The following is a 15,253-nucleotide window of genomic DNA, read 5'->3' on the forward strand; positions in this document are numbered from 1 at the left end:
GCGCAGTGACTTTCGCCCGTTTCGGGACATATGGTGAAGCAAAGGAGTGAGTTAAAGCATGCATTCTCCCCATGCCAAACGACCGGGCAGCAAGCCCCCCTCCCCGCGCGGGATACGGCGGGCCTGCAGCAAAGAATTATACCGTACGACCAAGCGGCTCAAGCTGTACCTTCCTCCGGAAACCTTGAAGCAAGGAGAGGAATTGTATTATCGGAAGGTCATCGGAAACCTGATCTGGATTCACGAAAACTACAGCAATAAAAAACTGCTGTGCGACTGGTGGGAAAAAGACGTCTGCGGCGAGCTTGCCGAGCTCTGGCAGGTTCCGGAGCGCCAGCTGGCCTCCGCCTTTCGGGATGCCTTCGGGGGATGACATGACCCCCTCTTCCCCCGTCACACCGTGAGAAATTACGACAAAAGGCTGCATTTGGATCGTCAACCGTAGCTTGATAGGTCGGTCCATTCTACACCGTTCGTTCTAAGGTGAACCAGCAAAGCGTCGTCAACGCCATGCCGCCCTTCATGGTACCGCGTAATGTGGGGCAAGGTAAGTCGCCGCAATCGGTTGCGATTCGGCATGATTCGCCATAGGCAGTGCGGGATAACGGATATCAGGGCTGCCTTGCGGCATGCTCCCGTTCTCCCCATGTCATCGTGTTATCGAAGCGGTTGGCCTGCCGAGCCGCAAGCACGGACAGATGAAAGCCACGGTCATTTCGAAAAGGATCAAGCTCATGAAGGGCAGCCGCAAGGAAGCGATAGCGCTTCAAGGTATCCCATCCGGCCCGGGCCGCCTCAACCGCTCCGGCGGAATCTCCCGCCCTGCGGTGCCAGTCCGCAAGGGCGGCCAGCTTCAGCACGGCCCGGGTTTGCTTGACCGGATTGAAACGATCCAGTTCGATGCCCCTTTTGAACCATGCCGCCGCTTCCTCCGATTCGCCTCTTAGGGAATAACCTTCTGCCAGCTTCCAGCTTAAACCCGGGTGATTCGGCGCATGCACCATGCTTCGTTTCAGCAGCGGAATCTGCTCGCTTGGGGGAAGCCATGCCGAGAGCTTTATGGCCGCATCCGTATTGGCGGGGTTCCACTTTAACGAGGATCGGAGGAGCAGGATCTGCCGGCCTGGCGGCTCCGATGCGGCCCATCGCTCTTGAAGCTCGCTGATGCCCAGCGCCGCGGCGAGGAAAGTCCAAGCCGCGAGCGGGAGAATGGCCATAACCCTGAGCCGTCGCAGCAGGGAAGGGGCCCGCTCCCCTTCATAGCCGGCTTGCAGTTGATTCCATCGTTTGAGCGGCCGGGTTAGCCGTGTTGCCATAGATCCATGCTGAGGCGCCTCATCGGGGGAACCCCCGGCCAAGCCCATTACCGTAAGCCACAATAGGAGCAGCCATACCAGCCCGAAGCCCCAATCGAAATCCACGGACGCATGTCCGATCAGCACGAGGGCGGGGGGCATGAATCGGGAGCTTGCCGCGATGAGCCTTGCAACCATAAAGATAACCAAAATAAGGACAAGCAGCAGCCCAATGATTCCCGTATTCAACAGGATATCCATATATCCATTATGCACCTCGGCACCCACATAGGGCTGGGACTGAATGGCAAGGTAGGATTGCCGCCACGTCTCCCCTCCCCGTCCCAGCCACGGCGACGACCGGGCCAGCTGCCAGGCGTCGCTGTACATGAGGCGGCGCGCGCTTAGCGTTGCCGCGCCGCCCAAGGTCCGATCCTGCACCTGGAGCAGGATCACGACAATCGCTGCGGCTGCCAGCAAGGCCGCAGCTCCCAGTGCCCCGGGCGCGGCATAACGCCGCCCGGGCCCCCCGCTGTGCCGCCAGCGGCACAGCAGCAGGCCGGCGAGGACGCCGCCGGCCCAAAGCCCGGCCAGCCACAGCAGGCCGGGCATCACGGCTGGCGCCAGCCTGGCATCCGCCAGCTGGCGGTACAGCAGCGCCGCGCTCGCCACAGGCGCGGCGGCAGCCACCAGGAGCGGCGCCAAGGCACGCCGCTCCTTGGCGAAGCCGGCCGCGCACGCAAGAGCGGCCGCGAGCCAGGCGCCGCGCGACTCCGTCAGGAGCAGCGCGGCGGTGTAGGGCGCAAGCGGCAGCAGCGCAGCCGCTGCGCGGAGCGTGCCCGTCCGGTTCCGCAGGACGGACGGCAGCGCGAACAGCCGCTCCAGCAAAAAGGCGGCCATCACCGCCCCGAACGTGTTCGGGTACTGAAGCAGGCCGCCAAGCCTCGCGCCGGTCGCGCTAATGTCCGCATCCGCCGTATGATAGATCCCATACGGCAGCTCCATAAGCCCGTATACGGCAAGCAAGGCGCTGCCGCACAGCACGGCGCCCAGCAGATGCCAGCCGGCATGCATGATGCGTAAGCCGGGGCCTGTACGGCACGCGCGCCAAGCAGCAATGGCAAAAGAACCATAGCTTCCCCACAGGATGATTTCCTTCATCGTGCCTTCCAGAGAGAGGGGGCGCCCTATCCCGTGAAAGACGTAGATGAGAAGGATTGCGCAGATGCAGCCAAGAATCACCCGCAATTCTCTGTCCGAAGGAACCGCCTCCGGCAGTTTTCCCATGCCATGATTCTTCCGGCCTTGAACGGCATCATGCCAATCGGCTCCCGTCATGAGCAGCAGAAGCACGCCGAAACCCGCTCCGATCCAATATATATCCTCGTCAAAAAACATTCCGCTCCGAATACTGGCACCAAGCCCCAGCCCGATCAGCATCATCCCGCAAACACGATGCAGGGTATTCGATGCCATTACACCACGCCCCGTTCAAGAAAGAATGCGTAACCCTTCTCCGTTTCTGCCACTTGCACGCTCCCGCTCCTCCGCGTGCCGAACATGAAACCCGCCTAATAGCCATTGTGGACAAGGACGGTCGGCGTTATTCTTGATTCAATGTTGGCGATCACATCTGGTGCGGTAAGGGCCGCATGGTTCCCTGGATCAAGGCTTTGATTGCCATCGCAAGAAAAACGTCCATCGACGTACATTCTTTAGAAGAATGACCGCGTTTGGATGTTGATTACCTTGCGATAACCGGAAGACCGGCTTCAAAGTTCCTATTTCCCATCAAAAAAGCGATGAACGTGCGCGCTCGCACGTTCATCGCCAATCCGGTTCAACGCGATTCCATTTCCGTATTCGGGAGCAGGTCCTTGCAAGCCCGTTCAAGGTACGGCGAGGCGCTTAAAAAATCGCGAAACGCGGTATACTCCTGCCATAGTTTATTCCGGTCTCCGGCAGAACCGCTGACCGCACGGATCAAAATATTCTTGGGCGTATGTTCCATATCGATAAACTCCAGCAGCTGCGTCTTGTATCCCATCAGGTCGAGAAGCTTGGCCCGAATGGCGTCCGTGGCCAGCGCCGAGAAGCGTTCCTTCAGTATGCCGTGGGACAGCAGCGGCTCCATGACTGGGCTCTGGACTTGGGCGAACAGCTCGTGCTGGCAGCAAGGCACCGACAGAATCACCGAAGCCCCCCAGCGGACCGCTTTTTCCAGCGCCGCATCGGTTGCGGTGTCGCATGCATGCAGCGTGACCACCATATCCACCTGCTCCAGTTCGTCATAATCCGCAATGTCGCCGACAAGAAACCGCAATTGGGTATAATTCAGTTTTTTCGCCAGCATACTGCAGTGTTCGATGACATCCGCCTTGAGATCCAATCCGACAATATTCAGCTTTCTGCGCGCGGTTACCGCCAAATAGTGATACAAAGCGAAGGTCAGATAGGATTTGCCGCAGCCGAAATCGACGATCGTAAGCGGACGGTCCTCCGGCAGATGAGGGAGGACATCCTCCACCATCTCCAAGAAGCGGTTGATCTGTTTAAATTTATCGTATCTGCGGGCAAATACTTTGCCATCCTCGCTCATGATGCCCAGCTCCACCAGAAACGGAACCGGCTCTCCCTCTTCAAGAATGTAGGTCTTTTTCCGGTTATGCGACAAATCCGTTTTGGTCTTCGAAGCGGATTTGGTCAGAATCGAAACCTTGTATTTCTTCGAAATCAGAACCTGATAGTCCGCTTCCGGCGTATAGATCATCGCTTGCCGGAATACATTTTCGAACATATCCAACAGTACGGCCTCCGCCTCATCCGCCGGCACATTCTGATGGGTGACCTTGGTTGCGGAATAATAGGCGAACTGATAGTGCAGCTTGTTCTTGAGCTCTACGGGCTTAACCGTTACTTTGCTGTAGGTCATGCCTTCCCGCTTGCGAAGCTGGCTTAGCGTAGCCGTAATCAATGATGCTTCTTCCATGATGTTATGAATCAATTTTCTTAATGCATCCAAAAGGTACATCTCGCTTTCTTTTATGTTATAGACAGGTTAATCGAGGCCGGGAAACGGTTTGTCTCCGTCCACCGCCGCATGCGGAAAACGGCGGAGGAGCTCGTCCATTCCTTCCTCGACTTCCTCCAGCGGAAGCCCGCCTTTTGCCAAATCCTCGGGCCGTTTCTGCTGCAATCTTTGATAGAACCTTACGCCTTCGTCATATTCGATCTTACCGCTATCCAGCAGTTGGTACAGGGTATTCTCCGCTTCCGCGAACATCCCCTGCTGCTCCGTATACGCATAATAATCCAGCATCGCCGTTTCGGGCCACGCGTAAGCCCTTAAACGTTCTTTCAGCAGACCGATCCGTTCCGTCAACCCGATCAGTTTCGGATCCGCCCCTTGCAGGGCTGACTTCAAATATAACTGAAAGACCTTGGTATAGAGCATAACGGCTTCTTCTTCGCGCTCAAGCTCGAGCAGCAGCGACGCTTCCTCTTCCATCAGCCTTGCGGCACTCTGCAGCTTGTCCGCTTCCAGATAACCATGATTGCGAAAGAGCTGCTCGATATCGGCTGCGGACAAGGAGCGAAGCAGCCCTGAATTCAGTCGGAACTGGCGTTTAAAAAGCTCATCCAGCTCCCATAAAGCTTCGGTGTGCTTGCGCTCCTGCTTGAGCGAAAACACTTTGGCTATCATCTGTGTCATATCCTCGATAAGCCGCACAAGATAATCCCTGCGAAACATGCACTCGCCCCCAACCTGCATCCGTGCCGGATGCAGCGAATTGTTGACCTCGTCTTTAACCTTCCGGCAATTCCCGCTGCCGAGGAACTTAGGACCGGCATGCCAGGCAGCTTCGGTGAATCCCCTGCAGGCGCATTCATGCCGGGTCTATTCCAATCCGGATCACGATTAAATTGTAGGCTATCCGGGACCAGAATTCCAGTAGCCGCCCTTCTGCCTCGTTCACGCTTTGTTCAATCGGGGTCCGGAAACGATGGAGGGGCCACTGCAACTGCAGCCCACAATGCAATAAACGGATACCCCGCAATAGGAGTATCCGTTTATTATAAACGATATGGATTTATTCTTGCTCCAGCCGTCCCATGAAAGAGGAAATGACTTCGCCGAGCTTCTCGGGCGTCTCCATCATACTCATATGACCCGCGCCCTCGATCACGATCCGGGTTACGTTGTCATGGTCTGTGGTAAAGGTGCGCTCCGCCGGAATCAAGCCGTCCTTCTCTCCTGCTACAAGCAGGATCGGCAGCGTGGAAGCCGAGAGCACATCGCGCCGGTCCGGACGCTCGCGCATGGCCAGCGCCGCCCCTATCGCACCTTGCGGCGGTGTAAGGTAACCGATCTCCTTCGCCCGCTGAATGCATTCCGGCTTGGTTTCCTTCGTATCCGGAGCAAACAGGCCCGGCACCAATCCGTCAACAAAAGCCGTAATGCCCTCCCCTTGGATGGCGCTGACCGCTTTCACCCGTTTCTCCTTCGCTTCATCCGAATCCGGATAGCCCGTAGAATGGATCAGGCCAAAGCCGTTCAATCGAGAAGCGTAGCGCTGGGCGAAGGAGAGCGCTATATATCCTCCGAGGGAATGACCGAGCAACGCCGCCTTCGGAATATCGAGCTCATCCATCAATAGCAGGACGTCGTCCGCCATTTGTTCGATGGTATACGATCCCATCGGTGCATCAGACCGCCCGTGACCCCGGAGATCCGGTACAATGACTCTGAAACCTTGAAGATATGGCAGTACCTGTTCCCAATAGGCGGAGCTTCCGCAGAAACCGTGAAGCAGAATGACCGGCTCACCTTGTCCCTGATCCACGTAGCAAATCGTGCTGCCGTTGCATTGTACTTTTTCCATAGCGATACCCTTCTTTCTATTCAGCGATGCCCTAGGATAGACACCCATTATTTTATAAAGAATGAACTATTATTAAACTAAAACAACCCCGGTTGAAACGCGTGTCTTACGGCCTAAGGCCAAAGGCCGCAGCGGCTTGCTTCGCTATCTGCTCCGCCATTCCCATGACCTGGTAAAGGGACGTCACTTGGAGGGTCCAATACGGCTTCGGTCCATGAACGTTCACGACCGCTGCCACGCTGTAGTCTCCCACTGCCGGCAGCTTCCCGCCGACGGATTGGGCCGGCGCCAGCGGACCTTCGCTTGTAAAGAAATAACCGACGGAAGAGGATTGTCCCAAGCAAGCATCAATGGCAATAACCACCTGATCCTCGGGTATGCCTTGAAGCTTTGCCTCAAGATTGAAAGCATCACATGGTTCGGGCAGCGTGCCGATCACCTGCGGAAAACCGTATTCCACAAGCCGGCTTCCAGTCAACGGACCGAGCGCGTCACCTGTGGAACGGTCGGTGCCAATACATAAAAATACGATGCTGCCCAGCGCATGGCGCCGCGAAATCCCCTGAAAAAAACCGGCCAGTTCATGGCCCGACATCTTGGCTTTGGCAGCATGCGCGCTTGGCGTCTTGCCGGCTTGTTCGCTCATGACGGACCTCCTTGATTAAATGGTTCGATGATTAGCATCGCTGACGGTGAAGCGTTTTTTTCTGATTTTAACCTATCTTCCTCACCGATGGCAAAAACATTGGTCGAGCCGCACGCTAACATGTTACAATACAGGGATGAAAATCGTAAATCCGCCTAAGAGAGGATGGTGTTATTCCATGGATTTGAGTGAAAAATCCCAAGCCAATGTCGAGTATATGATCGAACAGATTAAAACGAAGCTACGGATGGCTACAGGCGCTGCCATGCAGGCCTCTGCCTTCTCGGTTAACCAATATGATGATATTTATGATCTGTACGATATGGTCATGAATAAACAGAATCTTAGTATTTCCGAAGTGGAAGCCGTTGTATCCGAGCTTGGACAGCTCCGCGGAAACCAGTAGGACGGTATCTTCACGTACTTTGAGTGTATTCTTTAGAAGCGCTTTTGTCATGACAAAAGCCCCGGGTACTTGCGAATCTCGCAAATCCCGGGGCTTTCTGTTTACGTTATGGCATATCGATAAAGATCATTTCCGAGCTTCCCTCACTGGAGTTCCCCCGGAAGGTCAACTCATGACGACGCTGTATCCTTGCCGCATCGCCCGCCTTAATATCGAATACGCCGTCTTCCGATGATATTTCGACATGACCGCTTATGACGTATAAATGCATTCTACGATCCCCGGCCAGACTGTACGTCAGTTCTTGTCCGGTCTCCAGTATGCTGCTGTACATCACAACATCCAGCGACTGGGGCAGGCTCGACTCACCATTGCCTGAACCGATGATCGGAAGCATCTGGTTCAATTGCTGTTCTTTTGTGAAATTGCTTTGATGGTGACTGGTCTCAAGGCCCGGCTCCGCAGGGAGAAACCACATTTCCAGATAGCGTACGTCCTCCGAAGATGAGGCATTCCTCTCGGCATGGTACACGCCGGAGCCTGTATTCACGACATGAACCGTACCGGGCGTAAGCTCCATGACCTTCCCTGTATCATCCTCATACGTCAACGTGCCTTCCAGCACCAAATGCACAATCACCAAATCATGATGAAACCTTCGATCAAACCCCTCCATCGGTTGGAGCACGTATTCATTATGCGCCAGAAGGCTTCCAAAGTGCTCGTTATGCGGGTCTGTATAATCACCAAAAGAAAAGCTGAATTCGCTGTGAATACCGTCTTCATGGGTAGTATGTCTTTCCGCTGCCGTCATGATTTTAATCATGGCCGGTCACCTCCGCCTTTTTTACTATTCAATACCCCGGCGGTTTCCGGTCTAATCAGTCGCCTTTAAGCGCGGAGCAGCTTAAATCCGGTTTCTACCCTGCCTACTCGAAGACCCTCATCATTATATAAATCCTTAGGATATGCAGCTTTCAGCCGTTCGATGGTCGCTTTGCTGCCATAGCCGATTTGTTCCAATATGGACTCCGCGATCCAGCCCCATTCTTCCTCGGAGCCGTCCGAAATTTTGAAAGAAATGCCGAGCCGCTCCTTCTTAAGGCCGAAACAGTACACTCCCTTGAAGCCGCCCTTGGCCACAATATTAGGATCTTCCAGAAGAAGGGTATCCACTTTGTGTTTACCCGCCACCATATAAGGGGCTGCATGCATGGCCTTCGTGATTTGCATGACCGCCTTTCGCGTCGGCTCGTCCTCTATGAGGTCCGGGCATGCAAGCTTCATGTAGGCTGTTGCCAAAGCGCGGAGCGGCATGGCGAATACCGGCAGTCCGCATCCATCGGTTCCCAGTTTAACATCGCCGGGAGCCAATCCCGCCAAATAGGCGACCGTCCGAAGGATTTCCTGCTGCAGCGGATGTTCCGGCTGATCGTATCCCGTCAACGGATATCCCGCCATCTGGCAGTAGGCCAGCATGCCATAATGCTTGCCGGAGCAGTTATGGTACCATTTACTTTTCTCGCCGCCGCCTCGCAAAAGTGTTTCTTTGCTTCCTTCGTCCAGCGGCCAGCTGGATGCGCACACCATGTGGGTTTCGCTGATGCCCGCCTTGCGTGCAAAACGCTCCAACACTTCCACATGAGCCTGCTCCGCACGATGCGAAGCCGTCATGATCGCAATTTCCTCATCGGACAGTCCGTAATGATCGACCAGCCCGCCGCGAATGGAAGGAATCGCCTGCATCGGCTTGGCCGAAGAACGCGTAAATGCGACATAATCCGGATCTCCCGCATAAGCCTCGACCTTACCTTGTTCATTCACAATACATATATGTCCATTGTGGACGCACTCCAAGATGTCCGCCCGATATTCCTTCACCAATACAGTGTCCATGTTGAATAACTCCTTCTATATACCGTCTGTTACGAATGATTCCTTGAAAAGCCTGTATGCTTGCATCTCCCCGAGATCACGCTTATTCGAGAATGATTGCGAATCTGTATTCAGTATAGTACAAAAAAGGGCAATTGACAGCAGGATACGTTCCATAGAGGACGGACATTTCATTTATCTCCCGTTTTGCACGTCTCCTGTTTCATGGTGTGGCCTTGCGTTTAATTACGAGATAAGCAAGCCCACTCGAAACACATTGCTCTGAAAAAGGAGGCGATCGTATGTGGGGAATCATCATCAGCATCGTGATGGCAATCATCATCGGGATAATCGGGGATGCGCTGGTTGGTCATGAAATGCCGGGCGGAATTATCGGTTCCATGATCGCAGGTTTCATAGGCGCATGGCTCGGACCGTGGCTCTTCGGAGCTTGGGGTCCTGTCATAGGCGGATTTGCCATTGTGCCCGCAATCATCGGTACGGCCATCTTTGTATTCCTGCTCGGTCTTGTTGCCAAGTTGTTTAGACGCACAGCCTGATCCTCGTGTTTATATTCATTTTTATATTAACTAAAAGGAGTGAAAGTTATGAATAACGCAGAACAAGAATATCCAGTACAAAGCGGTTCCACATTCTTCAAAGGTGCTTTTATCGGTGCCTTGGTCGGAGCGGCGGCAGCTCTGTTGTTCGCTCCAAAGCCAGGCCGCGAGCTTCGCGGGGATTTATCCGAGAAGCTGAGCATGGTGTCGGATAAAACCAAAGAAGTCGCTTATACCGTAGGCGATAAAGCTTCTGAACTGGCAAAAACGGTAGGAAGCAAAGCCTCCGATGTCATGGCCACCGTGAACGAAGGCCGCCAAAGCATTATGTCCAGCGTCAAGGAAGCATCGGCAGACGTGTCGAGCGAGGTTTCAAGTGCTTCCAAAGATGTGAAGGATAAAGCGATGGACACCTCTTCCGAAGTCAGCCGTGAAATGAAAACGACAACGAATTATTAATTCGTAGGGTCACGAATAGCCAGCTGACGCAGCTGGCTATTTTTGTGCCAGATCCGGCACGTTGTCTTATCCACATTGTATGGATTCCGAAGTGAAATGAAACGGCGCATCTGCCTGGAAAGCGGGGATATTTCATGAGTAAAGCAAACCCATATCATGGCGGCTCCGGCTTCTCAACCCGAAGCGGCAGTCGTTCGACACGAAACGAGGAACAACGAGTGCAATCCGAATCGTCCAGGGAAAGACACTCGAAAGAGGCGGATGAGGTGCAGGAGCATCCCTTTGAGCTTAGGCACGAAGTGAAGAAATTGAACACGCGACTGGACAAAATCGCCGCCACGCTGGAGAAGTCCGAAATGAAAGACATGATCGATAATTACATGAATCCCAAGAAACGCATCATTGCCAACCTCACTGCCGGCCTGGCCCGGGGTTGGGCTTAACCCTTGGCACGGCTCTCGTGCTGGGTCTTCTGGGTTATATTCTCAGCTTCTTTGTCAATGTGCCGATGATAGGGGATTTCATCTCGAACCTGCAGGGATATATTGAACAATCCAAATCCTAATTCGTCTCTATTACCTGAACAAGCCCGGTACCTTTAACGGTTACCGGGCGATTGTGATGAGTTATTGCTGCACTTCTTATGCAATCGTGTACTTCGCACTCAAATATTCCTGTTTTTGGACTTTACTTGAAGCAGGTCCCCCGTCCATCCCTTCGCACGCATCCAAAGGTACATCCCTCCGGTCCAGAGCAGGGTGAAGCCAATGACTGCCGTGAAGCCCCAGAACGTCTTAATGCCGGGCAAGTTCTCGAAATTCATGCCCCATACGGCTCCGATCACGGTTGCCGGTGTGAATACGACCGTAAAGATGGTCAAGGTCTTCATGATTTCATTGCCGCGGAACGCCGAGATGGCATCATCTATGGATACCAGCGTATCGATTTCGCGCTCATAGTGATAAATCAGCCTTTCCATTCTTTCTACTCGATGCAGGAGCTGTTGAAACGAGCGGCTGGCATCCAGCTCGCCGTGATACCCCTCCTTCGCCGCAGCGATCAGCTCCTGAAAAGGAATAAACAGGTTGCTCCATTCCAGCAGCTCAAACCTTGACGAGAGAATGTTATCCATTAAAGATCTTCGGTTGCGTGTACGCATATCCTTTTCGACAAGACGCAGGTTATGTTCGAATTGATCCATTCCTGCATGGTAATAATGCAGAATGGCCCGGGCCAATACAAACAGGCCGTCTACGGGCCGCTCGCATTGATGAAGCATCGAGGCTCTATCGGCCTTGGCCATCACGCTGCGGGTATGCTCATCCAAATTAATGGTGATCAGCACTTGAGCATCCACATAGAAATAGAACTGTTCCGACTTATGATGCTCGTGTTCATTCGTAACCTTATAAAGCATGGACCCCATAATGACCGCCTCCACCCCATCCTTGAAACGAACGGATAAGTAATTCCGCTCCTTTAACGACGGTGCCAGATTAAACCATTCGGCTGTATAAGGATAGCGTGACCGAAGCTCGCCGATCCAGGAGGATTGCCAGTTATCCGTTCGGACATCGTGCCATTGCCACCCCCCTGCAAAATCATAAATATCCTGACCTTCTGTCGTATCCGGCCCAAGCATGATTTCCTTGCCACTCCCTTCGATAAATACGGATATTAGGTTTCAAAAAAGGCACGCATTCCCGTGATGGAGGAAGCGTGCCTTATGTTGCTATACGTCTGTCTCTACGAAGCTTGTCCATATCAATACGAAGAATTGGACATGATTTGCTTCAGTTTTTCCGTTGCCCGCTTCTGGATACGCGAGACACTCATTTGCGACACACCTAACCTTTGAGCGATCGCTCGTTGGGACTGCCCCTCCTGAAATGCCAGCAGCAGCACCTTCTGCTCCTGCTCCTTCAGCTGGCTCATCGCCTGTTGAAGATCCATGCGCTTCTCGACGGAATCAAAGTCGTTCACGTCCGAACTGATCAGCTCTCCAAGCGTGGCCCCGGTTTCTTCCTGAGACAATGGGGAATCCAATGATACATAATGATAGCATTCCCTTCCCGCCAACACTTCAACGGTTTCCTCAACGGAAAGATCCAGGTAGGATGCAATCTCATTCACATCAGGAGATCGTTCAAGCTTCACCATTAATTCATCAATCGCTTGCTGGACCAAGGCCCCCTTCTCCTTGATTCGTCTTGGCACTTGAATGTACCATGATTTATCGCGGAGGAAGTTTTTCATATGCCCGATCATACTCTTCATGGCGTAGGGCTCAAACGGAATCCCCAGGCTAATGTCGTATTGCTGAAGCAAACGGATTAATGCCATTTGACCAACCTGATATAAATCCTCATACAGATCGGGCCGATTCCGGGCAATTTTGCCTGCTGCCATCTTGACCATCGGTTCATATTTTTTAATCAGCACCGTTGCGATATCGTTATCCTTCGTCTGCTGATACTGTTCTATTAAATGAACTGCTTCATCTCTGGACTCTTGGGGAGTCGCCTTATCACTCATACTGGCTCCTCGCTTCTTGCGAGCCGCTTCGTCAGCGTAACCTCGGTTCCCTTTCCAGCCTGGTTTGTCACGCTCACCTCGTCCATAAGCGCCTCCATCAGGTAGAAGCCAAGTCCTCCGATTTGGACCTCGCTGAGATCTTTATCATGAAGTGTACGATCGCCAACCGCCCCCACACTGTCGAAACTCTCCCCTTCATCTCTGACCGTAATGGATAGCGACTCGCCGGTCACTTGAAATAAAACCTCTACCATTCCGCCTTCCTGGCTATAAGCATATAAAACCGAGTTGTTACAGGCCTCCGACACCGCAACCTTCATATCTTCGATCTCTTCATAGGAAAAGCCCATCTTGGAAGCTATCCCGTATAGATTCAACCTTACAATATCCACGTATTCAGCACTGGCAGGCAAATTAAGTGTTATTCTTTGTACATCTGAATTCATTCTTTTCGATCCTTTCCTATTGGGAATTCTTCTTACGACTGAAAGAACTTCGCAATACCCGTCATATCGAACAGCTTTTGAATTTGCGGCGGAACTTCCTCAACTGCAAAGCGTGCTTCCATGCCATGTCTGGCTTTCAGTATCGACAGAAGAATACCAATGCCCGTACTATCAATATATGTCATGTCCTTCATGTTGACGATCAAGTCTACTTCGGAATTGCCGACAAGAGGCTCCATTACCAATCGAAAATCCGGAGCGACGGACAAATCAAGTTCACCGCTCAAAAATACAGTGCATACGCCCTCGTTCATTTGGGTTTTGGCATTGAACTTATCATTCGTTTTTGTATTCATAGACACTCTCTCCCAATCATTTGTTTTCCCTTTACATAACCCGTTATCTCGCTTGTTGAAACAGGTTAACGAGGGATCAAGGCGCGCTAATATATGGAAAACGATTCATTCACTAGCCGTTGATGATTCGAACTTGGCTTGGGCTGATGTCCCATCCGTCCGGCTCTACCGGCATATAACGGGATATCAGGTGCTTTACACAGCTGATTTTGACCGGTTTGCTGATATATTCATTCATGCCGGCATCAAAGCAGCGCTTCTGAATCCCGTCCATGACATTGGCTGTCATCGCAACGAGTACGGGAGCGTCCGCTTCCGGCTTCATCTGGCGGATGAGGCGAGCGGCCTCCAAACCGTCCATGACCGGCATTTGCAAATCCATAAAGATCATGTCGTAAGCTTTAGGCCCGGCAGCCATCTCAACGGCCTGCCTGCCGTCTTCGGCCATATCCGCAATCATTCCCATCTTTTCAAGCATGCTCTCCATCAGCTTTCGATTAATCGGATGGTCGTCCACGATCAGAATGTTCGGCTGTCTTCCCCCGTGCACCCGATATTTGTCCGAATGTTCCTCTTCCCGTAGCCGAGGATGCTCCTCCTCATGCGTGTGAACGCAGATCGTGAATACGAAGGTGGCTCCCTCCCCTTCCTTGGAGTCAACCTCGATCTCTCCGCCCATCATCTGCACAAGCGATTTACAGATCGCTAGCCCCAGACCTGTTCCGCCGTAGCGTCTGGTCATCGAGGAATCCAGTTGAGAGAACGGCTTGAACAGCCGGTCAAGCTTCTTCGATGAGATACCGATTCCCGTATCTTTTACCGTGAATTCAAGCGTTAATCGATTCTCTTCAGCCTTGGCAAGCGAAACAACCAAATACACGCCGCCCTCATTCGTAAATTTCACGGCATTGGATACCAAATTCACCAACACTTGACGCAGGCGCCCCATATCGCCGAATACCATCGAAGGGATTTGATCCTCGATATAATACGTAAGCTCCAAGTTTTTCTTGGAGGCTTCTCCGGAGAACAAACCGAACACTTCCTGAACGCAGGACTTAAGATCAAACGGATATTCCTCCAGCTCCATTTTGCCAGATTCCATCTTGGAGAAATCCAGAATGTCATTAATGATGTTTACCAAGGCATCCGCACTGTTGCGGATAATCGTGGCATATTCACGCTGTTCATCCTGAAGCTCGCTGTCCATCAGCAAATCAATCATCCCGATAACGCCATTCATTGGCGTTCGGATCTCATGACTCATCATCGCCAGAAACTCGGTTTTGGCTTTGGCGGCAATCTCGGCTTCTTCCTTGGCCAGCACTAGCTCTTGATTAATCTTTTCCAGTTCCTGAGTCTTCTGGTGCAATTGCGCGGACTGGATCTTCAGCCTGTTATTGGTCCGATACATATCGACAAAACCCTCGATCTTGGATTTCAAGATTTGAGGGATGAAGGGTTTAACCATATAGTCGATTGCACCGGCGGAGTATCCCGCAAAAAGATGCTCCGCGTCCTTGCTGTTTGCGGAAATGAATATTATCGGAATATCCTTTGTCTTGTCTCTCGCCTTGATCAGCCTTGCCGTTTCAATGCCGTCCATGCCGGGCATTTGGACATCGAGAACAATCACCGCAAAATCATACTTCAAGAGATATCGCAAAGCCTCTTCGCCCGAAGTAGCTTTAATGAGCGTGTATTGTTCGCTGTCCAGAACAGCTTCGAGTGCAAGTAAGTTTTCAGGGCGGTCATCTACCAACAGAATATGAATCGGTTCGTGAAACCCCAT

16 protein-coding genes and 1 pseudogene are annotated in these 15,253 nt (G+C 52.6%); 5 read left to right on the forward strand and 12 right to left on the reverse strand.

Annotated features, from left to right (window positions below):
- Nucleotides 1-58 precede the first annotated feature (58 nt).
- Entirely contained in the window at nucleotides 59-373 is a 315-nt protein-coding gene (locus P0X86_RS28525) for a hypothetical protein (RefSeq protein ID WP_009594078.1), read from the forward strand.
- A gap of 238 nt (nucleotides 374-611) precedes the next feature.
- Here the strand turns inward: P0X86_RS28525 and P0X86_RS28530 are convergent, their stop codons facing one another.
- The 5 genes from P0X86_RS28530 to yyaC all read right to left on the reverse strand — a co-directional run bounded on the left by P0X86_RS28530 (nucleotide 612) and on the right by yyaC (nucleotide 6,824).
- Nucleotides 612-2,771 (reverse strand): O-antigen ligase family protein, encoded by a 2,160-nt coding sequence (locus P0X86_RS28530; protein WP_277747052.1) that lies wholly within the window; start codon nucleotides 2,769-2,771, stop codon nucleotides 612-614.
- Between the two features lie 364 nt (nucleotides 2,772-3,135).
- Complete coding sequence (locus P0X86_RS28535; RefSeq protein ID WP_176502548.1) at nucleotides 3,136-4,326, reverse strand: class I SAM-dependent methyltransferase; 1,191 nt, start codon at nucleotides 4,324-4,326, stop codon at nucleotides 3,136-3,138.
- A 27-nt stretch (nucleotides 4,327-4,353) separates the two neighbouring features.
- Nucleotides 4,354-5,046, reverse strand: coding sequence for a DUF6483 family protein (locus tag P0X86_RS28540; protein ID WP_277747053.1), 693 nt, complete (start codon nucleotides 5,044-5,046; stop codon nucleotides 4,354-4,356).
- Between the two features lie 340 nt (nucleotides 5,047-5,386).
- Nucleotides 5,387-6,178, reverse strand: a complete 792-nt coding sequence (locus P0X86_RS28545; protein ID WP_192570566.1) for an alpha/beta fold hydrolase — start codon at nucleotides 6,176-6,178, stop codon at nucleotides 5,387-5,389.
- A gap of 106 nt (nucleotides 6,179-6,284) precedes the next feature.
- Complete coding sequence (gene yyaC / locus P0X86_RS28550; protein ID WP_192570565.1) at nucleotides 6,285-6,824, reverse strand: spore protease YyaC; 540 nt, start codon at nucleotides 6,822-6,824, stop codon at nucleotides 6,285-6,287.
- Nucleotides 6,825-7,002: 178 nt separating this feature from the next.
- Between yyaC and P0X86_RS28555 the strand changes: the two genes are divergently transcribed.
- Complete coding sequence (locus P0X86_RS28555; RefSeq protein WP_015737472.1) at nucleotides 7,003-7,230, forward strand: DUF1128 domain-containing protein; 228 nt, start codon at nucleotides 7,003-7,005, stop codon at nucleotides 7,228-7,230.
- Between the two features lie 106 nt (nucleotides 7,231-7,336).
- Here P0X86_RS28555 and P0X86_RS28560 read toward each other — a convergent pair whose 3' ends face one another.
- Together P0X86_RS28560 and P0X86_RS28565 are read right to left on the reverse strand one after the other, a co-directional pair.
- A complete protein-coding gene (locus P0X86_RS28560; protein ID WP_277747054.1) occupies nucleotides 7,337-8,056 on the reverse strand; it encodes a pirin family protein in 720 nt (239 codons plus the stop codon).
- Between the two features lie 65 nt (nucleotides 8,057-8,121).
- Nucleotides 8,122-9,126 (reverse strand): asparaginase, encoded by a 1,005-nt coding sequence (locus P0X86_RS28565; RefSeq protein WP_096776952.1) that lies wholly within the window; start codon nucleotides 9,124-9,126, stop codon nucleotides 8,122-8,124.
- A gap of 281 nt (nucleotides 9,127-9,407) precedes the next feature.
- On the opposite strand from P0X86_RS28565, the gene P0X86_RS28570 reads away from it, so the two are divergent.
- The 3 genes and pseudogenes from P0X86_RS28570 (at nucleotide 9,408) to P0X86_RS28580 (ending at nucleotide 10,689) form a co-directional block, all read left to right on the forward strand.
- The gene (locus P0X86_RS28570) at nucleotides 9,408-9,665 is read left to right on the forward strand and encodes a GlsB/YeaQ/YmgE family stress response membrane protein (RefSeq protein WP_015737475.1); all 258 of its coding nucleotides are present in this window, start codon (nucleotides 9,408-9,410) and stop codon (nucleotides 9,663-9,665) included.
- Between the two features lie 48 nt (nucleotides 9,666-9,713).
- Complete coding sequence (locus P0X86_RS28575) at nucleotides 9,714-10,124, forward strand: YtxH domain-containing protein (protein WP_009594054.1); 411 nt, start codon at nucleotides 9,714-9,716, stop codon at nucleotides 10,122-10,124.
- 134 nt (nucleotides 10,125-10,258) lie between these two features.
- A pseudogene (locus P0X86_RS28580) lies at nucleotides 10,259-10,689 on the forward strand (DUF5665 domain-containing protein).
- 99 nt (nucleotides 10,690-10,788) lie between these two features.
- Here P0X86_RS28580 and P0X86_RS28585 read toward each other — a convergent pair.
- The 5 genes from P0X86_RS28585 to P0X86_RS28605 all read right to left on the reverse strand — a co-directional run bounded on the left by P0X86_RS28585 (nucleotide 10,789) and on the right by P0X86_RS28605 (nucleotide 15,253).
- Nucleotides 10,789-11,766, reverse strand: coding sequence for a magnesium transporter CorA family protein (locus P0X86_RS28585; protein ID WP_192570562.1), 978 nt, complete (start codon nucleotides 11,764-11,766; stop codon nucleotides 10,789-10,791).
- A 122-nt stretch (nucleotides 11,767-11,888) separates the two neighbouring features.
- On the reverse strand, nucleotides 11,889-12,659 hold the full coding sequence (locus P0X86_RS28590; RefSeq protein WP_009594120.1) for a sigma-70 family RNA polymerase sigma factor: 771 nt from the start codon (nucleotides 12,657-12,659) through the stop codon (nucleotides 11,889-11,891).
- On the reverse strand, nucleotides 12,656-13,105 hold the full coding sequence (rsbW, locus tag P0X86_RS28595) for an anti-sigma B factor RsbW (protein ID WP_015737478.1): 450 nt from the start codon (nucleotides 13,103-13,105) through the stop codon (nucleotides 12,656-12,658). Before rsbW ends, P0X86_RS28590 begins: the two co-directional genes overlap by 4 nt.
- Nucleotides 13,106-13,137: 32 nt before the next feature.
- On the reverse strand, nucleotides 13,138-13,461 hold the full coding sequence (locus tag P0X86_RS28600) for an STAS domain-containing protein (protein ID WP_009594079.1): 324 nt from the start codon (nucleotides 13,459-13,461) through the stop codon (nucleotides 13,138-13,140).
- A 112-nt stretch (nucleotides 13,462-13,573) separates the two neighbouring features.
- On the reverse strand, nucleotides 13,574-15,253 hold the full coding sequence (locus tag P0X86_RS28605; protein WP_036663869.1) for a response regulator: 1,680 nt from the start codon (nucleotides 15,251-15,253) through the stop codon (nucleotides 13,574-13,576).

The sequence above is a fragment of the Paenibacillus sp. BR1-192 genome (genome assembly GCF_029542445.1).
Lineage (GTDB): Bacteria > Bacillota > Bacilli > Paenibacillales > Paenibacillaceae > Paenibacillus_AQ > Paenibacillus_AQ lautus_A.